Origin of the sequence: Enterococcus termitis, from assembly GCF_001730305.1 — a bacterium.
GTDB lineage: Bacteria > Bacillota > Bacilli > Lactobacillales > Enterococcaceae > Enterococcus_L > Enterococcus_L termitis.
Window position 1 is genome coordinate 95,093 of sequence record NZ_MIJY01000044.1, and the last position, 24,290, is coordinate 119,382.

Consider the following 24,290-nt stretch of genomic DNA (forward strand, 5'->3'; position numbering starts at 1 on the left):
AAAGTAATGACTTTTATTCCGTGCTCTAAATCTAGGTAAGTGATGGGAAAAGTCAGAGTTTTTTCAATACTAAACGACTTTTTGATCATCTTCCATTTAACTGAGTAAAAAAGAGGGTATACATAAATGAATGAGGAAAAGCAAAACACAAATCTAATAGAACAATCGACTCAAAATAAGCCTAAAACTAAGCGAATAAAACAAAAAAATAGTAAAATGCCGCCAATGAAAATGAAACAACTAGATCAAGCAAAACAGCCTAGACGTATGTCTGTATTACTAATCCTGGCTGCATTGATGATCGTTGGAGGGATGCTGACACTCTTGTACCCAATTGTGGGTAATTATTTAGCTGATCGTGAACGTAGTGCTGCAGTCAGTAGTTATGATGAATCATTGAAGCATATGAGTAAAAGCCAACAAGACGAGCAGATGTCTTTAGCACAAAAATACAACGAAATGATATATAAGCAGCAAAATGGCAAGCGTGCTGAGAAGATCAATTACAACAAGATTATTAATGAGAAAGGTGTAATGGGAACCTTAGATATTCCAGCGTTGAATATTGAGCACATGCCTTTTTATCATGGAACAGACTTTCGGACGCTAGATAAAGGTTTGGGACACTACGAACCGACATCTATTCCTGTGGGAGGGAAGAATACAAGAAGTGTTATTTCTGGACACAGTGGTTTGGAAAACCAAGTACTGTTTACAGAAATCAACTCGTTAGAGGTTGGAGATCTATTTTTTATAAATATTTTAGGTAAGCGACTAGCCTACCAGATAGAGTCTTTTGAAGAGGTATTACCTAAAGAATCAGATCGAATAAAAGTTCAAAAAGGTAAAGATATGGTGACATTGCTGACATGTACTCCTCCAGGTGTAAATACGTATCGTTTATTGGTCAATGGCGTGAGAATTCCTTATAAAGAAGCTCTGGACAAAAAAATTGTGAAACGTAATACGTGGAGTTACCAGCGTTTAGTGATAGGTTCTTTAATAATCGGTTTGTTTATTGGATCAGTTTTATATATGAGGTATCGCTACCTAAAAAAGAAGCTTAAAATTCGGAATAAAAAGATACGTAAGAAAACGCGTAAACAATTGAAACAACTATTTATGTTTACTAAAGTTTTGTTTATTTTATTGATTATCTGCATGATTACAGTTCTAGGCTTTTCTATTTATGGTTATACTCAAATGTCAACACAAGCTCAGATGGAAGAAATCCCTATTGGGGAACATGGTGAACTAGCGTCCTATAATTTATCAAAAGCAGCAAAAGGAACTTACACAGAACAAGATATTTCCAGTGTAAATATTGGAAATTACGCAGAGGCAAAAGTAAATTTTAAACAAACGGTGAATGAATGGGGGATAGGTAAGTTAATGATTCCTTCGGAAGGAGTAGATCTTCCAATACTTGCTGGAATGAATAACGAAAATTTAATGAATGGTGCAGCTACCTTTAGTAAAGAGCAGCAAATGGGCAAAGGGAATTACGTATTACTTGCCCATAACATAGAAGGGCAGGATGTCTTATTTCACCGAACTAAAAACTTGAAAAATGGAGATGAAATTTTTATAAGTGATTTTAAGGATGTCTATTCATACAAAGTTACAATGAATAAAGTGATCACAGACACTGAAGTTTCTGTTTTAGAAAAACCAGATAAAGGAAATAAGCCTCAAATCACTCTTTTACGTTGTGAAGGTGGAATTGGCACGATTTACAGAAGGGTCGTAAAAGGGGAATTAACTGGCATTCAATCTATAGATTCTATGTCTTCAGAAGAAGTAAAACCTCTTGGGATGACAGTGTCTACTCCGAAAAAAGAAAATAGAATTGTTGATGAAGAGCCCGTAAAACCAATCAATGCAGTAAGTATGAAATTAACGAGTAGAATTTTATCGGAGCCATTACAAACCATATTACCAATGTTTTTATTATTGGTGATCCCGATTCTACTCTTGAACATCTTGCGGTGATAGATAAAAAATATGATTAAAATGTTTGAAGAAAAAGGAATGGTAAAAATGAAAAAAATAGTAGCAGAATGTTTAGGAACATTTATTTTAGTTTTTTTTGGAACAGCTACAGCTGTTTTAGGAGAAGGAATTAAAGGTATAGGCGTTATAGGAATTGCATCAGGATTTGGTTTAGCGGTAACTGCAGCGATTTATTCTGTTGGAATGATTTCAGGAGCTCATTTGAATCCAGCAGTTTCACTCAGTATGCTTTTAAGTAAAAGAATGTCTTTATCGACATGTATAAAGTATATGTTTGCACAATTCTTAGGAGCGATAGTGGCTTCTTTTACCTTGCTATGTTTATTGAATGTATCACATAAAGCTAGTAATAATCTTGGGCAAAACAGTTTTGGCCAATTATCAATGTATGGCGCATTAGCAGTAGAAATAATTCTCACATTCATTTTTGTGTTAGTCATATTGATAGTTACTAGTAAGAAGAAACAAAAAGATAATAATGCTGGACTGATTATAGGCATTACATTGGCGATGGTTCATATGGTTGGTATTCCATTGACAGGAACATCCGTTAATCCCGCAAGAAGCTTAGCCCCAGCACTTCTTTTAGGAGGTCAGGCTTTATCTCAAGTGTGGGTATTTATTGTTGCGCCAATGATAGGTGGAGTATTGGCATCAATTATTGGAAAATGGTTGCTTGCAAAAGAAAAATGATAGCTATAATTGGAGTTGGATATAACATTAAATCAGAAAAATTGTTAAAACAAAGATTAAAAGAGTTTTTCTAGTTGGATAAGAAAGATAAGAAAAAAGTTTATTGATAGTAATAGTGTATCTTCTAAAAAAAGTTTAGTTTCAGTAATGTTTTTACTGAGCAGTATAGCACTAAGTTACGAATGGAATTAAGTACTGCTTGAGTCGTTAGTGGAGTAATTAATAACCCATAGGTATTAATTATTTAAGAAAGTGGAAATAATATGCTTTAGTTAATGCGGTTTAAGAATTTGTTTTGATTGTTTGAATAATTAGGTAAGTAGAATTTAAGCGATTTAGACCATCAAGACAAAAAAATGATAGGAGAATTTAATTGAAAAAAATTTTCAATATTTTGGCAATAGTAGCAATTGGAATGATTGTAGCAAATTCTTTTTATGGGAATGAAGTAAAAGCAGAAACTGCTAACCAAGTTAGTAGTCAAACAATATTAGATGATACAATATCTCCATTGCCAAGTAAAAAAAGCAGTGATTTACGTACCTTAGATAAGTATCAGCAAGAGATCATTGAAGAAGCAAAGGAAATTAGTACAAATCAACAAATAGAACAAAACTATGATTTACCAGTTTCAAAAATCAACTATAAGATATTATTTATCTCTTTAGAAAATATAACAGCGACTGACCTAGAAACTGGTAAAACAACATACTATGTTATGACCAGTGAGGAAAAACAAATTGTAAAACAGACCGTAAGAGAGACTGAGAACTATTTGAACAAAAATATTCCTAATGTTAATTTTACAATTGATTTAGTTTCAGTAAATCAAAATTTTCATTCAACAACGCCTTACAAAGTTATATCTGGGCATCAATTATGGCATGAAAATGCTCAATTTAAAGATTATTTAAAACGCAATGTTGCGCATGGAGCATATGATGCTATAGTTACAGGGAATAGTGGAACTAGTTCGGGTGGTGGTTTTACAGTAGGAAGCTACGGCTTTTTACAAGGGGCATCATATTTAAATGTAGGAATTACTTTAAGAGTAGATACTACACCGATATACTCGAGTATGATTTTTTTACATGAACTATGTCATGTTCTGACAGGATTCCCAATTGATACAGATAAAGGCAATGTGCATAAGGCAGTCGATTACGGATATAGATATTCAGAAAAATTAGAATGGTCTCCTTTCTATAAAGATCTTTTGACTGGAAAGTTGAAAGATACAGCTAAGGTTAATCCAAAAACAACGGGGAAATATATAGGAATATTCCCAAGAACATGGCAACTAACACCTCGATTTGTAAATGCACCTTCAAAGATTGAGGTAGAATATGTGGATGAAAAAGGAAAAAGAATTGCACCTACAAATAGTTTTTATGGTCCTGGAGGTGATCGATATGAAATTTCACAAATACTTATTAATGGATATAAGCTCATTGGTATTAGTGGGGATAACGAAAAAGGGATTTTAGAAACGGGCAAAGTAAAAAAAATAATATATAGATATAAAAAAAATACATTTGGTCAAGTAATGATGGGCTTTTTGCCAAATCAACAGGCAGATCAATTAGTAGATTTAATGAATCAAATAACCATACCTTTGAACTACAAAAATCGGAATGATTCCCCATGGTTTGATTTATTGGTGAAAGAGAATGTGGAAAATGTTGACTTGACAAAAATTATTACAAGTGATTCCAAAATCCTAAAATATGAACAACGAACGGATGGAATATTAAGATTTAGACCATTGAAAGTTGGAACAGTGGAAATAACTATACCAAACAAAGACGGTACACAAAAATATACCAAACGAGTAGTGATAAAACCAGCAATAAAAGATGCGTTTTTAACTTACACACCAAATAAAAAGGATATAGCGATAGATAATATTCCGTTAGAAGTGAGCTCTAATTATAAAAATAGAGGAGGCAACGGCCTAATAAATATCCGTTTTAAAACAGGGAACGATGAAATAGACATAAACAAAGTAACGTCTAGCAATAGTAAGGTAGTGCAATATGATGCATCATCAAAAGATGGTCTTCATCGTTTTTGGATTAAAGGAACAGGAACAGCGGAGCTTAAGTTTCCGAGTAAAACAGGAAACTACACTTACACCAAACAAGTCGTGGTAAAGCCAGCGATAAAAGATGCTTATTTAACATATTCACCAAATAAAAAGGATATAGCAATAGACGATATCCCGTTAGAAGTGAGCTCTGATTATAAAAATAGAGGAGGCAATCGCCTAATAAATATCCGTTTTAAAACGGGAAACAATGAAATAGATATAAACAAAGTAACGTCTAGCAATAGTAAAGTAGTGCAATATGATGCATCATCAAAAGATGGTCTTCATCGTTTTTGGATCAAAGGAACAGGAACAGCGGTGATTAAGTTTCCGAGTAAAACAGGAAACTACACTTACACCAAACAAGTCGTGGTAAAGCCAGCGATAAAAGATGCTTATTTAACATATACACCAAATAAAAAGGATATAGCAATAGACGATATCCCGTTAGAAGTGAGCTCTGATTATAAAAATAGAGGAGGCAATCGCCTAATAAATATCCGTTTTAAAACGGGAAACAATGAAATAGATATAAACAAAGTAACGTCTAGTAATAGTAAAGTAGTGCAATATGATGCATCATCAAAAGATGGTCTTCATCGTTTTTGGATCAAAGGAACAGGAACAGCGGAGCTTAAGTTTCCGAGTAAAACAGGAAATTACACGTATACAAAGCAAGTAGTAATAAAGCCTTGATTTTATGAATGTAGTTATTTCAATGTGTTATTAATTTGTAAGACTGGTTACTTCTATTGTATGAAAAGAATGTTTTAGAGAAGGTTCTCCATGTTTTGATAGCGACTGTGATGTAACTCTACGAATTACATTACAGTCGCTTGGAATTTAGATAAACAGAGGGAGCAGAAGCAAGCACTACGCTACGATCACATCAAGCTCTAAGTGTTAAAGCAATAAGAGTTGAAGGCTGAGTTCTCAGGGAGGAACACTTCTTGCTCGACCGCTATCAGTATTTCAGAAATAGCACAATTTTTGAATTTTGATGGAGGAATCGCTTTTTTTGAAATTAAAAGAGTAGGGGAAGCGGAGGTCAGTATTCCAAGTGAAGCAGCTCCTATGTAAACAGAAAAAGAATAGTTATAGCTGAATAGAATTCTTGAAAGAAAAATAGGAAAATATATGTATTCGAAACAATTGCCAAATTAAACATTGAGCGAGGACTAAGGATTGCAGTAAGTAAAATTTCAAAAAAAGTTTGAAATCATTTTTTATCGAGTATTATCTCAAACTTTTTTTCTAAAATGAAAAGTAGAGCTAAAAGAGAATTTACTAAGGAATGTAATAAGGTCATAATCAAAGGTTCTGTAGTACTTTGTTATAGACTTTGCTCAAAAATACTAGTAAATAAAAACTCATTCCAGGCTAGACTATTCTATAAAATCAACTTATATCCTTTTCCACGTATAGTCTGTACAAATCTAGGATTTTTAGGATCTATTTCAATTTTTTGTCTTAATTGAAATACTAAAGTGGCCAACTTACAATATGATTTAGAGTCATTTTTTTTCCAAAGAAGCAAAGAAAGCTCTTCATGAGAAACGATAACACCGCTGTATTTGATTAAGTAACTTATTAATCTATATTCAAGCTTTGTAAGTGAGATTTTTTTTTTACCATCAATAAGAATTGACAAATCCTCAGAAAATATTTGGATAGCATTTGAAGAAAATTCAATAGACGTCTCAGTGATTTGTTTGAACCTTCTTTTTAAAATGTGTAATAAAACTAGGGATAATTCTTCAATATTGACAGAAAAGTCAAAAATAGCATCAACACCCAGACGAAGACAAGTAATTTGTTGTTTTTTGGTCAAACTCTCCATAAATACGTAAATATCTTTGTTGTTTACTTGACGAATTTTTTTAATCCATTCATAAAGAGAATCAATTTCGGAATCCTCTTTCAAACAGAGTATAAAAATATCTGTCAGCAGCATTTTTTCTTCAATATTTTCATCAGTCAATTGATAAATGTAGCATATTTGTTTATATATTTTTTTTATTGTTATATAGTTGTCGATAAGAAGAGTGTTATTACTAATTAAAGCAACATTAATCATTTAGATACCTCCAATTTTAAATATAAAAATCAATAATTTTAGTATACTTTTTTTCTCATGTTATAATAGTTCATTTTTTAGATAGGTGATTTGGAACAGTTATTCATTATTTCGTTCTTAATTCTATAAAAAAATGAATTGAAAAAAAAAAGAAGCAAAATTTGATTATGTGCTCTATTTATGATTTCATTTATTCTATTGATAGAGTCTGTAAGGGGAGAGTGTAATGAAAAATATATTTTTAGAAGATATTTTATTAGACAAAGATGCCATGATAAAATATGAAATTGTTAAGTTAATAGATGACTATCAACTAAAAGAAATCTCAAGTTCAGAAATTTCTTCTCAATTAAAGATAGCGCTAAATACTACCTATAATCTTATTGACGAAATAAATAAAGATTTTAAAGAATTTTTTGATACAAGCTTTCTGATAATTGAAAAGGGAAAGAAGTTACGGTTGGTTTCAGAATCGACTGCTCCTATTACTTATAGGGCGCATTTGTTTAAAAAATCTATTTTATTTGATTTTTTTCTGAAGGCTTTTTTTTCAAAAAAGATGTCATTTGAAGATTTTTGTGAAGAACATTATATTAGTAATTCTACAATGATACGTAGAATTAACAGCTGTAGAATTGTATTTCAACGTTTTAATATTCGTTTTTCTTTTTCGAAGTTTCAATTTATAGGGCGAGAAGATAATATTAGAAATTTTATCTACAATACCTTATGGATGGGTACACAAGGAATATTTTGGCCTTTTGATAAAGTGGATGAGCTTAAAATAAAACGATTTATAGAAAGCAAACCCACAGGAGATCATTTTCTATTAAATGAGATCGTTTTGAAACAAATGTGCTTTATAACTGCTATCACTATCTTAAGATCATCAAATGGAGATTTAATTAAACCGAATACAAAGTATAATCTTGTTGTTAATAACAATAAGTATTTCAATTCGTTATACTATGAATTTAAAAATGATGATTTATTTGTTTTAAGTAAAACAGATCTTGAATTTATGTTTATACTAACAACATCTAAGCCGATTTTTTCAAGAGTGACTCCCTATTGTAAATATCAGATGCGTCTCTTTGAGCAAAATATTTCTGAAATTTACGAGTTCTGCACACATTTGAAAAACTATATCATCTCTGAATCTAATTTAAAACAAGAAGATTTTTCACCTCATATGCTTTGTAATTTGGAAAACATAACACTTTCAACTTATATTCAAGAAATTCCTTGTGTTAAGTTAAAGTACGAAAAAAATAAAACGTATAAGAAACTTTTTAAGATTCTTGAATATTTTTTTGAAACAATTGATTTTTCCCACTACACATTCAATTTAATGAAATACAAAGACTTATTAATTGAACAGTACGCGATTTTACTACTGCAGCAATTTGGTAAGGCATTGATTGAACCTACTGTATCCGTTGGGATTCTTTGGGATTTAGAAAGGTTATCATTAGACTATTTAACTCGGTCTGTGAGCTTATTGGAAGGAGTTAAAGTATTTGAATTAGACTCATTTAGTAATAAAGCGGAATATCAGCTGATCATCTCTACAGAGCCTATTCCAGTTCCTGAATCAACAGTTATATATGTTTGGAAATCTAAAAGTTTAACAGAGAATCTCATTCGTATTATTAGAATTATTGAAAGGATTCGTTAAGTGTTTATTCGATTTTTCAAAATCGAGTCTAAAGTACAATGAAGGAGAAATGTTTGGAAGTATATAGAATGTTTAACGGGTAAGCATAAGCAAGGTAAGTTGTTATGAGAAAGCGAATGTCTACTTGAGTATAGATGAATTTTTTTGTGGAAAGGTATCATCAATAGACTAAGAAAATAGAAACAATCACTAAGAGGTCAACTTGAAAGTTCTCGTGGGGGAACTACAGAATTAGAGCTAGAGAAAAAGTCATGTTAGAGTCTCCGTTTGCTTATGGCTATGTTCTTAAAATAGAGAGGGTACATTCATCCATAAAGGAATGTACCCTACATTAATAAAATATTGTAATTATTAATGTCTGCGTGCTAATAGAAAACATCACGGTGTGAAATTATAAGGATTTGTTTTCGTCGTACTAATATTATCCCTAATTTTTTTGATCGACTCAATATTCTGATCATAATTATGATGCATCACGTTCGTATATAAAATATCCATCACCGTTAAGTAACTGATTCTAGAAGCAAGCGACTCCGTTCTAAATAGGGTTTCTTCTGTCAGCACAATAATTGCCTGATTCGCCAATGTAACTAATTCTGAACCGCTGTTTCCGGTCAATACAATGATCTTGGCAGAGGTCTTTTTGATTTGGCGTGCTAGATTGACCGATTCTTTGGTTTGCCCGGAATGAGAGAAGATAAAGACACAGTCTTCACTAGTCAGCTTGGTAACAAAGCTAAGCTGCATATGATAATCAAAGATATAATTGCACCGGTATTTAGTCCGAATGAATTTATGGAAGCTATCAAATGCTACGATCGAAGAGCCGCCTAATCCAAAAAAATGCAAGGTTTTAGCAGAATAAATAATGGTCAGAACACGATCTAAAAGCTCTTCTGTTAAAAAGTGAGTAGCATTGCTTAGCGAGTATATATTGGACTGAACGACTTTTTTAGCAATGTCGATACTGGTGTCTTCAGGTGTAATATCGTCTGCGCCAGTATTGATATTCAAATTTTGAAAAGCAGGCTGATAATTGGAATTACGAGCAATATCGATTTTAAAATCTTGAAAGCCATTGTAGCCGATTTTTTTTACGAATTGATAAATAGAAGATTGTGACACTTCAATTTCATTTGCAAGCTCTTCTAAGGTTTTCCGAGAGATCATTTCATCAGAATGGACAAAATAGTGAGCGATTTTTTGTTCAGTTTCACTCAGGTTTCCTTTTTTTAGTCGAATTCTTTGGTCTAAATAGTGATTTTTCATAGTCTCCTCCATTCGTCGTACAGTACTAATTAAGTTGTATTAAAGTAATTTAATCCTTTTTAGATAAAAAAATAACTCCGTTTTAAGCGCTTTCTAAATATGTTGTGAAAGAAATTTTGTCGTTAGTAAATGATGCTTAGACATAATTATAGAGAATAAAAATGTAAAAAACAATTTTTATTTTTTTAGAAAATTATTATAAGAAAGAGGCGCAATTTATTTAAACAAATCCTTCCTTCTTTCAGTGAAGGCTCGCAATCAGAGGGCCTTATTTTATTTCTCTATTAGAACCTAAAAATTATTCGTAAGGTACTTTCTATAGTAGGAAAATGGAATCGTGTAAGTGATGATAACTTATTTTCATAAGTTTTGCAACATGTTTTGAATGCGTTTTCAATCTGTGTTTTATGAAAGGATTTATCATTAAAATAAAAAATATTTTTTATTTGTTGGAAACCTTTACATAATTTTTTTTAAGAAGTACTATTTAGGTATTCAGTAGGAATGAAAGAATTAAACGTTTGCTGAATAGGCTATAGCATAAACTATCGATAGTAAGTCGTGTAATGAGTTGAAAAGGAGGCAATTAAAATAAAAAGAAGTATTGTTGGCGCTCATTTTTAATACTGTATAAGCAGTGGAGGGAGTTAAAGCATGTCAAAATATACTATTGCAATTGTGAATTCCAGCAGTTTTGGAAAGGTTTTTCCCAATCATATCAAGCGCTTAGAGGCAATCGGTGAGATTGAATATGTAAATGTAGAGTCTGAAATTTCTGGTCGAGAGTTAGCTGAAGTTCTTCATGGATTTAATGTTATTATTGCGAGTGTTACACCATTTTTTACAGAGGAATTTTTTGAGCATAAAGATGAACTATTGCTAATTTCAAGACATGGGATCGGCTATAACAATATTGATATCGAGGCTGCTGAAAAGCATGGAACGATCGTTTCCATCATTCCAGCATTGGTAGAGCGAGACGCAGTTGCTGAAAATAATGTAACCAATTTGATGACGATTTTACGTCGAACCGTAGAGGCTGACCAAAGCGTTAGAGAAGACCTGTGGGAAAATCGTGCTCAGTTTGTTGGCAGAACCTTGTTCAATAAAACGGTGGGTGTAATCGGTGTAGGAAATACCGGCAGCGCTGTAGTTGAAATCGTCAGAAACGGCTTTCGTTGCGAAGTTTTAGCGTATGATCCTTATAAATCAGAACGCCATATCCAAAGTTACGGGGCCAAGAAAGTCGAGTTGGATGAATTACTTAAATCAGCAGATATCATCTGTCTGTGTGCGAATCTGACCGAAGAAAATTACCATATGATTTCTTATGACGAAATCGAGAAAATGAAAGATCATGTCTATATCTCCAACAGTGCTAGAGGAGCCTTAGTTGATGAAGAAGCGATTGTAAGCGGTTTAAAAAATGGTAAGATTGCCGGCTTTGCCACTGATGTGTTAGAGGAAGAACCAGGGCGTAGGGATCATCCGTATTTAATGCTGGATAATGTTGTCATGACTCCTCATACATCAGCGTATACGATGGAATGTCTGGAAGCGATGGGCGAGAAATGTGTTCGAGATGTAGAGGATATTGTAGCGAATAAACTACCAGAAAGAACGGTACAAGCACGCAGTCATGCTGTTTTTCAATAGACAGGAGTGTAAAAGATGTTAAATGATCTAAAGGTGAAAGTTGGGCCACAATTTTATCAGTATCATAAAGGAGCAATTGATAAAGTCCCAGATTTGTTGGAAGAATATCATGCAAAAAATATTCTGATTGTTCATGGTGGTATTTCATGGGAAAAAGCGAAACCGATGCTCAGTTTTTTGGAAGATGAACGATATGCATTTACATCTTACCAGTATACCGGTGAATGTAGTTATTATGGGGCTGATCTGATCGTCGATTTAGCTAAAACATTCGAAGTTGATTTTATCATTGGTGTTGGTGGAGGTAAGCTGGCTGATCTAGTCGGGTATGCAGCGCATCTCCTGTCACTTGATTTTGGAGTCATACCAACATTAGCTAGTAACTGTGCACCGTGGACGCCGTTATCTGTTATGTATAAAGAAACAGGAGAAGCGGAAGGGAAGACGGAACACTATTTAAGACAAGCCGCTTTTTTGATCACAGATCCAGAATTGGTGATAGATGCGCCAGTCGATTATTTTATCGCAGGTTTAGCAGACACCTTAGCGAAATGGTATGAATCAGATGCTATTTTACAGCAAACGCACTTGAAAGATGAGCCGTTCTTACAGCTTGCGGGGTTTACCTCAAGGCTTTGTAAAGAAGCGATCATGCAGGATTCAGTCAAAGCGATCGAGGATATGAAACAGGGGAAACTTTCAGATGAGTTTGTCCGTTTATCAGAAATCATCTTTGCAGTAGCTGGTATGGTTGGCGGACTGGGTGATAAATATGCACGAAATGCTGCAGCTCATGCGATGCACGATGGAATGAGTAAATATATCCCTGAAAGTCATCAGTTTTTACATGGAGAAAAAGTCGCTTACGGTATTTTTTATCAATTAGCACTCGAAGAGAAATGGGATAGGATCGATCAGCTATTGCCGTTTTATGAAGCACTGAATTTACCAGTTTCCTTAAAACAGATGACGATTTACCCTGAAGAAGCTGTGATCGATGAGATCGTTTCGTTTATCGATTCTAAAGAAAAGGTTCATCTTATTCCTGTAACGACGACAAAAGAATCGTTAAAAAGAGCGCTTATATCATTAGAAGAATATATCAAAGAAAAAAGGAAATAGAAGGAGGACATATGGAAACATTAAGTGTAATGCAAAGTTTCTTGATCGCATTGTGGACAGCGGCGGTCATGTCGAGATGGCTTGGAGGAGGGGCGACACTTACATTAAGATTCTCGCCTTTGATGACAGGGCTGATCGTAGGGATAATAATGGGTGATGTTGCTCAGGCGATGATCGTAACGGCTGCTTTGCAGATGATTTATATGGGGGTATTCTCACCAGGCGGATCAATGCCGGCAGAGCCTTCGATTGCAGCAGCTATTGCCGTACCAGTGGCACTATTAGGCGACTTAACGCCGGAAGCTGCGATTGCAGTTGCCGTACCAGTTGGTTTGTTAGGTAGCTATCTCTATCAATTTAGATTTTTTATCAATACTTTTTTAGGGAAATACACAGATAAAGCAGTTGAAGATCTAAATCCAAAAGCGATTTCGCGTTCAGTCATAGTGTATCCGACGATTGCTTCATTCGTTTTATTCGTTCCGTTAGTTTTTGTCGCTCTTTATTTCGGTGCACCGGTAATTGCGGATGTCATTACTACGCTGGAAGGAACCGTTGTGCTTCATGTATTGGAAGTGGTCGGCGGCGGGCTGGCAGCAATTGGGATCGCGACAACGATTTATGTTATTGGGCGTAAAGATTATATGGTCTTTTTCTTCCTTGCTTATTTTATCAGTATCGTCTTTAAGTCTTTAGAAATCACAATGGTTGCTTACGCTATTTTCGGTGTGTTGATTGCACTGATCTTTGTTCAATCACAAAAAGGCAAAACAGCACCGGTCGCTCAAAGCAATACTGGTGAAGCGGCAGCCACATTTTCAGATGATGATGACGATTATGATGATGGATTCTAAACGAAACAGGAGGGAATAAAATGACAGAGATCAAAACAACCACAAACCTCGCACCAGAGGAAATCACAAAAAAAGATGTGACCAAAGCGTATCTTAGATGGCATTTTGCAAATGAGATTCCTCATTCGTTTGAACGCTATCTAGCACCATCCTTGCTGTATGCGATGATGCCGATTTTAAGAAAATTATATAAAGACGATGACAAGCTTAAAGCTGCGTATAAAAGACAGTTGCTGTTTTTTAATACACAACTGAGCTGGGGCGGTGGGGTAATCACCGGTCTGATGTCCTCAATGGAGCAACAACGAGCGCAAGAAGAATATGACGGCACAGAAGTTTTGATGCAGGATGACTTGATGTATAACACTAAGGCAGGACTGATGGGCGCTCTAGCTGGTATCGGTGATGCCATTGATTCCGGAACGGTTCAGTACATTTTCATTGCAATTGCGGTGCCGTGGGCAGAGCAAGGCAGTGCATTAGGAGCGTTGTTTCCGTTTATTGCCTTTGCCTTGTATCAAGCAACCTTAGGCGTATTCTTTGCTCGTCAAGCCTTTAGTATGGGGCGTAATGCAACAGGATTGATGCAAAGCTCTGGTGTTCAAAATGCGATCGAAACGTTATCAGTATTAGGTCTGTTTATGATGGGAATCTTAGCCGGAAATTACGTCAAAGTATCATCGGCGCTGCAATTTAAAATTTCGGGTCGAGAATTTGTCATACAGGATATTTTAGATCAGATTGTTCCGGGAATTTTACCACTGGCAGTTGTGATGGGTGTGTATTGGTTCTACACCAAAAAAGGGTTAAAAGTAACCCAGGCATTATTATGGCTGACCGGGATCTTGATCGTGTTGGCAGCAATTGGCATCTTATAATAAAAGAAGAGGAAGTGATCACCAATGGGCGTTATCAATTTAGCTCGTGTAGATGAACGTTTGATTCATGGACAGGTTATGATGACCTTGTCACAAAAAAGCGGCGTAAATTCAATTTTTGTTGTTGATGAAGTTGTCGCAAAAGATAAATTTATGCGTGAATTATATAAAAGCGCTGGCGGCCGAACGGGTCAAAAAACAATCGTCATCACCCCAGATAAAGCGAAGTTTTATTGGGATGAATATGAATTTAAAGAGTATAACTGCATTTTGATCACCAAAACAATCAGTGTGATCTACGATTTGGTTACGCATGGTGTACCGATGAAAGAATTAAACATTGGTGGAATTGCACAAAAAGATCCAGAGAAGGATTTGTTGGTAACCAAATCAGTTTATCTAAATAAAGCAGATGCGGAAAAACTAAAAGAGATGAACGAAAAATACGGCGTAGAAGATATTTATTTTCAAGCTACGCCTTCAGCACCGAAATCAACACTGAAAGAAGTTTTGACAAAGTTTGATTTATAAACGAACAGTTCGTCAAATGTAAGGATGGGAAGTGATTCATAGATGGAACAAATTGATCAATTGACAGACTGGACCTTCCATTACCAGTACATCAATCGCGTAAGAAGAACTAAGAAACAAAAACAACGATTTCTTTCGACTTTGGTAACGGATATCGCTAAGGTGCGACAAGATATTCGTGTGATCGAATATAAGCAGAATAAGCAATATGTTTCTAGTAACGTCTATATTGGGGATGTCGTTTCAGCTGATCGGATCATTTGTACGTATTATGATACACCGCTTAGGCATCTTGGTCCTTATTATTTATTTGACCGATTGAAACAAAGAAAAGGCACGCTTCGTTTGATTATTGTTAGCACCCTTATCTATTTATTAGTTGGACTGGCGGCTACGTTATTGTACACAAAAAATGGAACCAGCCCTTTTGATCTCAGACAATTCTCTACGTGGGCGGTAATCCTTTGCTACGGTATCTATTTTGTGCTCTTTAGCAAGCTGACCAAAGGACTTTCAAGTAGAAAAAATAAGGTGCGAAATACGTCTTCAATTCTGGCGATTTTATCGCTGATCATGGATTTAAACGATAAGAAAACGGCATTTGCCTTTATTGATGAAGGCTGTTTTGGAGATACAGGACTGGATTTTCTGAAAGAGACATGTAAACCATCTGCGCAACTCTATTATTTGGATTGTGTGGGTGGGAATGAAGACCTTCATTTTGTCGGTCATCAAATCACAGAAAAAGAAAAACAACGGTTTATCACGCATAAAGGCAGTGAACAACAAGTTAATTACATTTTTTGTGCACAAGCAAGTGAAACAGAACAGGGAATGAGTTATTACCTTGAAAAATCAAGCTTGAATCAAGTCGAGATCGATCAAGAGAAGTTAACGAAAATCTCCGATTATTTTAACCATTAAACAAGATAGAAGAATGTTACTCAAGGAGGAATGTAGATGCTTGGAATTGTTATTGCGACGCATGGCACATTTAGTGCAGGGTTAAAAGATGCTGTTGAGGTGATCATGGGCGCAACAGAAAATATTGCTACAGTCAGCTTGAAGCAAGGAGAAGATATTCAACAAGTGGGCGGGCAGATCAAACAAGCGATCCAGCAAGTAGATCAGGGCAATGGTGTTGTCTTATTCGTGGATTTAGTCAGTGCTAGTCCATACAATCAATCACTACTTGCGGTTAGAGAACTAGAAAAAGAGCAGCAGGAAAACGTTTATATCATCAGTGGTGTTAATTTGCCGATGCTGCTTGAAACAATCAATTATCAGTTATTGGAAACACCGATCGAAGAGATTCCAGCAGCAGTTATTGCCCAAGGAGGAAACGGCTTAGCTCAGTGGCATGTATCGATGGTAGAAACAGATGAAGTGGAAGAGGAAGATGATTTTTGAGAAGACGACAAGAGTGGAGGAAGATGCGATATGAAGTGGGGCTTTAGATGGTATGGAGAAAAAGGAGACTCAATACCATTAAAACATGTGAAACAAATTCCTGGGATCAACGGAATCGTTGGCACGTTGTTAAATAAACTACCAGGAGATGTTTGGGAAGTTAATGAGATACAAGAATTGAAAGGGTCTGTAGAAAAAGGCGGACTAGAACTGCTGGGCATTGAAAGTGTGGCAATTCATGACGCAATCAAAGCTGGAACCGCTGATAGAGACCAATATATTGAAAATTATATCCAAACGATTCGCAATCTTTCCAAATGTGGAGTGAACTTGATTTGTTATAGTTTTAAACCAATTTTCGGCTGGGCGAAAACAACACTAGCCTACGAAAACAGTGATGGCAGTTTTTCACTTGTTTATGACCAGTCGGTTGTCGATAACATGGAACCAAGCGAGATGTATAAACTGATTCATAGTCAGTCAAAAGGTTTTAGCTTGCCCGGCTGGGAAGAAGAACGGTTGAAAAAATTTGATAGTCTAGTCAAATTATACGAAGGTGTAACAGAAGAAGACTTGTTTGAAAATCTAAAATATTTTCTATTAAAAGTTATTCCTGTTTGTGAGGAGATGGACGTAAGACTGGCCATCCATCCGGATGATCCACCGTGGGAAATTTTCGGCTTCCCGCGAATCACTAAAAATCTCTCAGATTTGAAGAGAATCATGGACATCATCGATTCACCTTATAATGGAATCACATTTTGTACAGGTTCTTTGGGCGCTGATCCGAACAATGATTTAGTAGAAATGATCAATGAAATTGGTGACAGAATCAATTTTGTTCACTTCCGTAATGTTGGTTTCATGGGCGAAAGAAAGTTTAAAGAAACAGCCCATTTAAGCACAGAAGGCTCGCTGGATATGTATGCCATCATGAAAGCATTGGTGGATGCTGGTTTTGATGGTGTGATCCGTCCAGATCATGGTCGAACGATTTGGGGAGAAGTCGCCATGCCAGGATATGGCTTACATGATCGAGCATTGGGCATTTCATACATGCAGGGCTTACATGAAGCAATCGTAAAAAGTGAACGGGACCAAGGAAAGTAAAAGAGGTGTAGACTTGACTAAATCTAAGGTACATCAACAATTGGCTGAAAGTAAATTATTACCCTTATACACGGCTACGGATATAGCTTATTTAGAGAAACTAGAAGAGATTTTACTAGAAAATGGCGTCAGTTTGATCGAGGTGACGTTTCGCAGTTCATTAGCAGTCGAAGCAATCAAAAAATTATCAGCTTCGGGAAAACTGACGGTAGGAGCTGGTACTGTTAGAACGATCGAGGAAGCAAAAGCAGCTGTTGAAAATGGCGCGGAATTTATTGTTTCGCCAGCAATCGTCCCAGAAGTAATCGACTATTGTCTGGAAAATGAGATTCCAGTATTTCCAGGAACAGCCACACCAGGAGATATTCAAAGAGCGTCTGATTACGGAATTAAAACGGTCAAATTCTTTCCAGCAGATATTTATGGGGGAATCCATGCAATCAAGGCTTTAAGCGGACCGTTTTACGATATGACCTTTTTACCGACTGGCGGAATCGATTCAAGTAACGTTATTGACTATATTGAAAACGACCATGTATTGGCAGTTGGCGGTTCATTCATTATTTCCGAACAGCTGATAAAAAAAGATAACGGCGTAGCTGCCAATAAAGCGTTAAATGCTTTAGTACAACAAATAAAACAGCACACCCAAAATGAAAAAGGCTAAAAAATAGTGAAAACAGCCGTGAGCTCCGTAAGAGTAGCTCCGGTTGTTTTTTCATTTTAATAAGTCGTTACATTCGACCAAGGTTTAGGTATAATTAGCAGTGAAGTAATAAAAAAAAGGAGTTTAAGTGAATGAAGAAAATGGTATGGGGCTGTTTGATTGTGTTACTCTTTACAGGATGTTCACCTAAAGATAACCAGTCAGCTAAAGAAAATAAAACGGATACGGTTACTAGTGCAAAAAAATCATCTGAATTTGATTCAGCAATGGCCAAAGGCAAAGAAGCATTGATCGATAAAGATCTATCAAAAGCACAAGCTGCTTTTCAATTAGCATTAGAGTATAAAAAAGATAGCAGTGAAGCAACATCTTTTCTTAAACAAATTGAATTATATGAAGCTGCCGCAACGTTGAAAGAAAAAAAAGAATATGTAGGTGCAGTGGAAAAAATAGCTGAACTAAACGAAGTCAAAGATCTTTCGACAATTTTAAAGCAATATGGACAGGAAATGATCAAAGAAATAGCTGAAGAAAAAACGGCAGCTGTAGAATCGAAAAAAGCAGAGCAGACCACAGAAACGAAGAATGTTGAAAAGGCTGCAGAGACAACACCAGTTGCGCCTAAAGCAGAGAACAACGTACCATGGAATCAACAGAAAAGAGCAGAGTTGATTCAGTTTATGGCACAATGGGGACAAACAATGGATCAAAACTATGTAGAATATTCCCCTAATGTACAGGTGAATTGGTATGGTATCAACTTTCCAAATACCTTTGGCAGCAATAATATTGCAGTAAATGGCAGTCAAGCAGCTGTTCAATGGTCGGATAGTGGACTAACAAGTAATGTGTATAATGTTGTTGCAATTTATTCAGATATTGGTACATCAGGAGCAACAATGAACAATCATCTTTATTTATTTACAATTTTTAACGGTCAACCTATTGTTTTGATCACACAACAAAATCAAGGAAATGCCGAGAATCTAGTCTATTTCACTGAAACACAAAATGCTGATTTAAGCGGTGGATTTGCCCAGATCGTTAATGGATAAAAGCAGTCAAGATAAAACCAGAAAGAGAGGAAAGAACTATAATGAAGCATTATAATAACGAAAGAAGTCACTATTGGGTCGTGTTTACAATGAGTATCCTGCTTATTATTGGTATAAGTACAGGTTGTCAGAATCGTAAAACAGCTTCATCGAGTAACTCGAGCAGCAGTGAGACCACAACAAGCAGTTCTCAAAATACCAATCAAACATCCAGTAGTACGATGACCAGTACATCAAGTTCAGAAACGACAAAAGAAGAGGTGGAAACTGAAACGACAATTTCTGAAGCTCCGATTGCTGTCGAAAATGAAGAACCGCAACCGGAAGTAGTGACAAAAAGTGTTACAGAAGAGGAAGTCACAGCGTTTTATTCACGCTATAATCGAACAGAGTATAGTAGCACGTTAGAATTGATTACAAGACTTTACGGTTTAGATCCTGTTATAGCTGAAAATCAGCAATATATCCACGAAAATTTGATGTCGATCGGGCAGCCGGTACCCAATGGCGAGTTTCCAGAAGAGTCTATTGGCAACATTATGGGTGGAGTAGAAGGAACGTTTGTTTATAAAGGAAGTCATGAATACGATTACCAAATGGGTACGAATTTTAGTGGACAATACCCAGAAAATATTTTTGCAGAAGCGCTCTAATAGAAAAATATAATCGTACTTAGGATTGGATATTTTTAAAAAAATAGGTGTTATTTTAAAACGTACTTTGGTATAATGAAGGCTAGAATTAAAAATTAAGGAGGAAAAAATGAAAAAGATTTTAGGGGTTATATCAGTATTGGTTACATTGGTTATTTTAGGTGCATGTGGAGGTAAGGCAGAAACAACTACGTTTACACAATCACCTATGGCGGGAACAGAAGTATCAATCATTGTTGAGCACAAAGGTGATAAAATCACTGGTGCATCTGCCAAAGCAGTCTTTGATAATGAGAAACTGATGATCGCAGACGAAGAAGCCGCTGATCAAGTAGCAGAAGCATTCAAAACGTCATCAAAATTAGAAGATGCAAAAGTAAAATATACGGATAAAGAAACAGTTATCACCTACGATGCACCAGCAGGCAGTGTGAAATCCGGCAGCAGCTATAAAGAAGGCGAAAAAGAATTGATCAAGATGGGCTTTGAGAAAAAATAGCCTGACATTTAATCAATCTAGAAGAATCAGAACGCTCTAGTAGCCGTTCTGATTCTTTTTTTAGCACGTTTGCAGATAAGAGGTAATTAGAATGCAGAGCTAGTGTATTTAGAAAATGTTCGTCTTTTTCTTTATCCACACTTTTATATTTACTTATTCTTTCGTTTATTATATGATTAAACACGTTGTGCAAATCATATAATGCATTTTTTACGAACGTTTTTTTTATTGTTCGGATTTTTAGGAGGATAACAAATGAAAGAGAAAATTATTTCCTATTTTGAAATTGAGAAGCTGAATACGACTGTGAAGCGGGAGGTTTTAGCTGGGTTTACGACGTTTATTTCAATGGCGTATATATTATTTGTAAATCCAACTGTATTAGGTGCTTCTGGGATGGATGAAGGTGCTGTCTTTACAGCGACAGCTTTAGCAAGCGCATTAGGATGTATTTTAATGGGGATTTTAGCACGTTATCCGATCGCAACGGCTCCAGCGTTAGGTATTAATGCCTTTTTCTCATATTCTGTTTGTGTGGGTATGGGGATTCCCTGGGAAACAGCTTTAGCTGGCGTTTTTGTTGCCTCATTGATTTTTATTTTGATCACTGTCTTTAAATTACGTGAGCTGATCATTGATGCAATACCAGCAGATTTAAAGTATGCGATTTCAGGCGGTATTGGCTTGTTTATTGCTTTTCTTGGTTTAAGTGAAGGTGGCATTATCGTTGCAAATGAAGCGACTCTTGTCGCTTTAGGTCCCTTGAATATTGGAACGACGTGGTTGACGATATTTGGCTTGATCGTCACAGCGATTTTATTAGTTCGCCGCGTGCCAGGTGGTATTTTTATTGGAATGGCAGCCACGACCATTTTAGGCTTAGTAACCGGAATGATTCAAATGCCAGATAAGCTTGTCTCAAGTGCCCCAAGTTTAAAACCTACTTTTTTAGTTGCCTTGAAACACGTTGGGGATATTCATTCAATTCAGTTATGGGTCGTTGTTTTAACATTTTTATTAGTGACATTTTTTGATACAGCAGGAACACTTGTGGGACTTGCGAATCAAGCTGGATTCATGAAAGACAATAAAATGCCTCGAGTAGGAAAAGCATTAGCAGCTGATTCAACTGCGATGTTGGCTGGTTCACTTTTGGGAACATCTCCAGTAGGGGCGTATGTGGAATCTTCAGCAGGAATCGCAGTTGGCGGACGTTCTGGTCTAACGGCAGTGACAACAGGTTTGCTGTTTATTGTCGGGCTATTCTTTTCACCTTTGTTATCAGTGGTGACCTCTCAAGTAACTGCACCTGCCTTGATCGTCGTAGGCGTATTGATGGCACAATCTCTTAGTCAAATAAAATGGAAAGAAATGGAAATTGCAATTCCTTCTTTCTTGATTTTGCTGGGCATGCCGTTAACTTATAGCATTTCAGATGGGATCGCACTTGGATTTATTTTTTACCCGATCACAATGATTGCTGCTAAACGTGGGAAAGAAGTTTCTCCGATCATGTACGCCTTGTTCTTTGTTTTTATCGGCTTCATGTGGATTTTAAATGTGAAATAATAGTAAAAGGGTTTGAGCATGTAGCTATTTCAGTTACGGTTCAGACTTTTAAACTTTGACTTTTCTACTAGAAAGCAGCAAAATAGAAGATACTCGAAGGAAATGAGTGAGGAGGGATTACATGGAAAAGCCGCTGATTTCTCAATGGCTGGATCATCGAGAAAAACAAGCGATGATTGAAAAAAGGCTAGAGGAAATACTGAAAAAAGATAGTCAGCTAACATTAAGTGAGTATTATGCTTTATATCAATTGAATCAGCAGGGCAGTCGAATGCGTCAAAATGATCTTGGAAACTACTTATGCCTAAGCCAAAGTGCATTGTCTCGTTTACTTGATCGATTAGAACGAAAAGATCCCCAGCTGATTCAGCGCAAAACATGTACAGATGATAAACGAGGAATTTATATAGGCATTACCAAAGAAGGAAAAAGACAACTATCACTGATCGAAGCAAAGATTAATACGATTTTGACAGAATATTTTATTTAAGAGACTAAATAGTTGTATTTTAGTCTCTTTTCTTTTATCATAAATATATGCATGTGCATACAATTGTTTTCGGATGGGAGAAAAATATGAATCAATTAGAAGAAAAGCTACAATTTAAACGAGGATTAACACTTAAAAACAGAATCGTGATTGCACCGATGACGACAAAAATGTCTTTTTTTGATGGTGTCGTTACAAATGATGAGATCGCTTATTACGCATCACGTTCAGGCGAAGCAGGTGCTTTTATCACAGCAGCAGCTAATGTCCATGAAGGTGGTAAAGGCTGGGATGGAGAGTTAGGTGTATACGACGATCGTTTTATACCGGGATTAGCGAAGTTGGCTTCTGCAATTAAAAAGAATGGAACCAAAGCTATTTTACAAATTTTTCATGGTGGACGTATGACAGATTCTAAAGTACTACAGGGCGTTCAACCAGTAGCACCTAGCGCTGTTCCTGCTGAAAGACCAAATGCCGAAACACCAAGAGCGTTAGAAGAGGTCGAAATTTATGAGATTTTAGATGGATTTAAAAAAGCGACGGAACGAGCAATTAAAGCAGGATTTGATGGAGTAGAGCTTCACGGAGCGAATACTTATTTGATCCAGCAATTCTTTTCACCGCATTCTAACAGACGAACAGATGACTGGGGTGGGTCATTAGAAAAACGGTTCAAATTTATAAATGAACTGGTGGACGGTGTAACTTCTGTTGTGGATCAATCAGGCGTAAAAGATTTTATTGTTGGTTATCGTTTTTCACCAGAAGAGTATGAAGAACCAGGGATTCGTTTAAGTGATACGCTATACTTGGTTGATCAGTTAGCGAATAAACCGTTAGACTATCTTCACTTATCAAGTAATGATTATACCAAAGTATCGATCAGTGAAGACTTTAAGGATAAGCCGATCTTAGCCTATATCAAAGAAACCATCAATGAGCGTCTACCACTGATCGTAGCAGGAGATATCCGGACAAAGCAAGATGTTGAAGGTGCTTTACAGACAGCAGATTTAGTTGCTGTTGGGCGCTCAATCTTAATCGACCCTCATTGGACTCAAAAAATATTAGATGATCAAGAATCATTGATCCGTACTGAATTGTCTCAGTATGATCGGGAAGATTTGCGAATCAGCAATGGTGTCTGGGGCTTTTTACAACTGATGATGCCGGAACGATTGAAGTAATTCAGCACAGAGCATAAGACTTTTAGAAAATAGAAGTGATCGATCTACAGGTACTCGCTGTTATCACTGGGGATAACTGAAGAGAATCGTAGAGCGATCACGTTTGTTTTTTATAATGAATGTTGTCTGTAGATAAACTGCAGAAATAGCTCATCTTTTTCATTTGGTAGCTTTCGTCGTAGAAGAAAAGTACCACAAACTGGAATGTGGAAAAGCCTTCGTTTGGTTTATTTTACTGATCTTAAAAATGAGGATTCCAAGAAGTGTGTGTAAATGCTGGTTTGAAGGCTGTTCATTTTTACAAAAGGGACGACTGTACTCATGAGAATCAACGATTGTAATCAAAGTCTGAGAATTGAGAGTATTTATAGGAAGCCTAGCATTGTTTAATAACTAAAAACAACAAAAAATGAGTTGAGTATTTACGTAATCTTTAGTACAATTTCAGTATAGATGAAAATATTTTATGTATGCTTAAAAAAAATTAGGAGGTATGGTGAGATGAGTAAAAACTATCTGAATTATGTAGGCGAAATTATTACAGATGTAGAGTATCATGGATTAGGCGAACCCGAAGGCTTTTTGGAAGTGCATATGGATGTTGAACTCCCGTTTCGATTGTATTGCAGAACGAATGAGCAAGACTGGGTAGAAGTGACAGAAACAGAGCGCCTGGATTTAATCAATAAGTTGGAAGATAAGAAGTCAAAATACTCTAAAAGTGATTATCGCTATTACACGATGGATTTCTATTTGGCAAGTTTAGGCGGATTATAATTTTTTTAAA

General features: G+C 35.9%; 22 protein-coding genes. 20 read left to right on the forward strand and 2 right to left on the reverse strand.

Going from position 1 to position 24,290, the window contains the following annotated elements:
* Positions 1–126 precede the first annotated feature (126 nt).
* The 3 genes from BCR25_RS15840 to BCR25_RS15850 all read left to right on the forward strand — a co-directional run bounded on the left by BCR25_RS15840 (position 127) and on the right by BCR25_RS15850 (position 5,491).
* Positions 127–1,992: a sortase family protein gene (locus BCR25_RS15840; protein WP_342715851.1), complete on the forward strand. Its 1,866-nt coding sequence runs from the start codon at positions 127–129 to the stop codon at positions 1,990–1,992.
* A gap of 48 nt (positions 1,993–2,040) precedes the next feature.
* Complete coding sequence (locus tag BCR25_RS15845; RefSeq protein WP_069664736.1) at positions 2,041–2,706, forward strand: MIP/aquaporin family protein; 666 nt, start codon at positions 2,041–2,043, stop codon at positions 2,704–2,706.
* A gap of 373 nt (positions 2,707–3,079) precedes the next feature.
* Entirely contained in the window at positions 3,080–5,491 is a 2,412-nt protein-coding gene (locus BCR25_RS15850; protein ID WP_069664575.1) for a MucBP domain-containing protein, read from the forward strand.
* Positions 5,492–6,185: 694 nt separating this feature from the next.
* Here BCR25_RS15850 and BCR25_RS15855 read toward each other — a convergent pair.
* Positions 6,186–6,872, reverse strand: coding sequence for a winged helix-turn-helix domain-containing protein (locus tag BCR25_RS15855; protein WP_069664576.1), 687 nt, complete (start codon positions 6,870–6,872; stop codon positions 6,186–6,188).
* A gap of 226 nt (positions 6,873–7,098) precedes the next feature.
* On the opposite strand from BCR25_RS15855, the gene BCR25_RS15860 reads away from it, so the two are divergent.
* Positions 7,099–8,550: a helix-turn-helix domain-containing protein gene (locus BCR25_RS15860; protein WP_069664577.1), complete on the forward strand. Its 1,452-nt coding sequence runs from the start codon at positions 7,099–7,101 to the stop codon at positions 8,548–8,550.
* Positions 8,551–8,928: 378 nt separating this feature from the next.
* On the opposite strand, the gene BCR25_RS15865 is transcribed toward BCR25_RS15860, so the two are convergent.
* Positions 8,929–9,819 carry a MurR/RpiR family transcriptional regulator gene (locus BCR25_RS15865; protein ID WP_069664578.1) on the reverse strand — a complete coding sequence of 297 codons (891 nt, stop codon included), beginning with the start codon at positions 9,817–9,819 and terminating at the stop codon, positions 8,929–8,931.
* A 654-nt stretch (positions 9,820–10,473) separates the two neighbouring features.
* Between BCR25_RS15865 and BCR25_RS15870 the strand changes: the two genes are divergently transcribed.
* The 16 genes from BCR25_RS15870 (at position 10,474) to BCR25_RS15945 (ending at position 24,280) form a co-directional block, all read left to right on the forward strand.
* On the forward strand, positions 10,474–11,475 hold the full coding sequence (locus BCR25_RS15870; RefSeq protein WP_069664579.1) for a D-isomer specific 2-hydroxyacid dehydrogenase family protein: 1,002 nt from the start codon (positions 10,474–10,476) through the stop codon (positions 11,473–11,475).
* A gap of 15 nt (positions 11,476–11,490) precedes the next feature.
* Positions 11,491–12,597 (forward strand): iron-containing alcohol dehydrogenase family protein, encoded by a 1,107-nt coding sequence (locus BCR25_RS15875; RefSeq protein WP_069664580.1) that lies wholly within the window; start codon positions 11,491–11,493, stop codon positions 12,595–12,597.
* Between the two features lie 11 nt (positions 12,598–12,608).
* Positions 12,609–13,451 carry a PTS mannose/fructose/sorbose/N-acetylgalactosamine transporter subunit IIC gene (locus BCR25_RS15880; RefSeq protein ID WP_069664581.1) on the forward strand — a complete coding sequence of 281 codons (843 nt, stop codon included), beginning with the start codon at positions 12,609–12,611 and terminating at the stop codon, positions 13,449–13,451.
* Positions 13,452–13,471: 20 nt separating this feature from the next.
* Positions 13,472–14,329 (forward strand): PTS system mannose/fructose/sorbose family transporter subunit IID, encoded by an 858-nt coding sequence (locus tag BCR25_RS15885; RefSeq protein ID WP_069664582.1) that lies wholly within the window; start codon positions 13,472–13,474, stop codon positions 14,327–14,329.
* A gap of 24 nt (positions 14,330–14,353) precedes the next feature.
* Entirely contained in the window at positions 14,354–14,860 is a 507-nt protein-coding gene (locus BCR25_RS15890; RefSeq protein ID WP_069664583.1) for a PTS sugar transporter subunit IIB, read from the forward strand.
* A 42-nt stretch (positions 14,861–14,902) separates the two neighbouring features.
* On the forward strand, positions 14,903–15,784 hold the full coding sequence (locus tag BCR25_RS15895; RefSeq protein WP_069664584.1) for a hypothetical protein: 882 nt from the start codon (positions 14,903–14,905) through the stop codon (positions 15,782–15,784).
* Between the two features lie 36 nt (positions 15,785–15,820).
* Positions 15,821–16,270, forward strand: a complete 450-nt coding sequence (locus BCR25_RS15900) for a PTS sugar transporter subunit IIA (protein WP_069664585.1) — start codon at positions 15,821–15,823, stop codon at positions 16,268–16,270.
* A gap of 30 nt (positions 16,271–16,300) precedes the next feature.
* The gene (gene uxuA / locus BCR25_RS15905) at positions 16,301–17,380 is read left to right on the forward strand and encodes a mannonate dehydratase (RefSeq protein WP_069664586.1); all 1,080 of its coding nucleotides are present in this window, start codon (positions 16,301–16,303) and stop codon (positions 17,378–17,380) included.
* A 13-nt stretch (positions 17,381–17,393) separates the two neighbouring features.
* Complete coding sequence (locus tag BCR25_RS15910; RefSeq protein WP_069664587.1) at positions 17,394–18,047, forward strand: bifunctional 4-hydroxy-2-oxoglutarate aldolase/2-dehydro-3-deoxy-phosphogluconate aldolase; 654 nt, start codon at positions 17,394–17,396, stop codon at positions 18,045–18,047.
* Positions 18,048–18,178: 131 nt separating this feature from the next.
* Positions 18,179–19,102 (forward strand): DUF4767 domain-containing protein, encoded by a 924-nt coding sequence (locus BCR25_RS15915; RefSeq protein ID WP_069664588.1) that lies wholly within the window; start codon positions 18,179–18,181, stop codon positions 19,100–19,102.
* A 41-nt stretch (positions 19,103–19,143) separates the two neighbouring features.
* Entirely contained in the window at positions 19,144–19,755 is a 612-nt protein-coding gene (locus BCR25_RS15920; RefSeq protein WP_083242722.1) for a hypothetical protein, read from the forward strand.
* Positions 19,756–19,864: 109 nt separating this feature from the next.
* A complete protein-coding gene (locus tag BCR25_RS15925) occupies positions 19,865–20,254 on the forward strand; it encodes a DUF1307 domain-containing protein (protein WP_069664589.1) in 390 nt (129 codons plus the stop codon).
* Positions 20,255–20,509: 255 nt separating this feature from the next.
* Positions 20,510–21,823 carry an NCS2 family permease gene (locus tag BCR25_RS15930; RefSeq protein WP_069664590.1) on the forward strand — a complete coding sequence of 438 codons (1,314 nt, stop codon included), beginning with the start codon at positions 20,510–20,512 and terminating at the stop codon, positions 21,821–21,823.
* A gap of 121 nt (positions 21,824–21,944) precedes the next feature.
* Positions 21,945–22,313 carry a MarR family winged helix-turn-helix transcriptional regulator gene (locus tag BCR25_RS15935; RefSeq protein ID WP_069664591.1) on the forward strand — a complete coding sequence of 123 codons (369 nt, stop codon included), beginning with the start codon at positions 21,945–21,947 and terminating at the stop codon, positions 22,311–22,313.
* A gap of 86 nt (positions 22,314–22,399) precedes the next feature.
* Positions 22,400–23,503, forward strand: coding sequence for an NADH-dependent flavin oxidoreductase (locus BCR25_RS15940; RefSeq protein WP_069664592.1), 1,104 nt, complete (start codon positions 22,400–22,402; stop codon positions 23,501–23,503).
* A gap of 501 nt (positions 23,504–24,004) precedes the next feature.
* Positions 24,005–24,280, forward strand: coding sequence for a hypothetical protein (locus BCR25_RS15945; protein ID WP_069664593.1), 276 nt, complete (start codon positions 24,005–24,007; stop codon positions 24,278–24,280).
* Positions 24,281–24,290 lie beyond the last annotated feature (10 nt).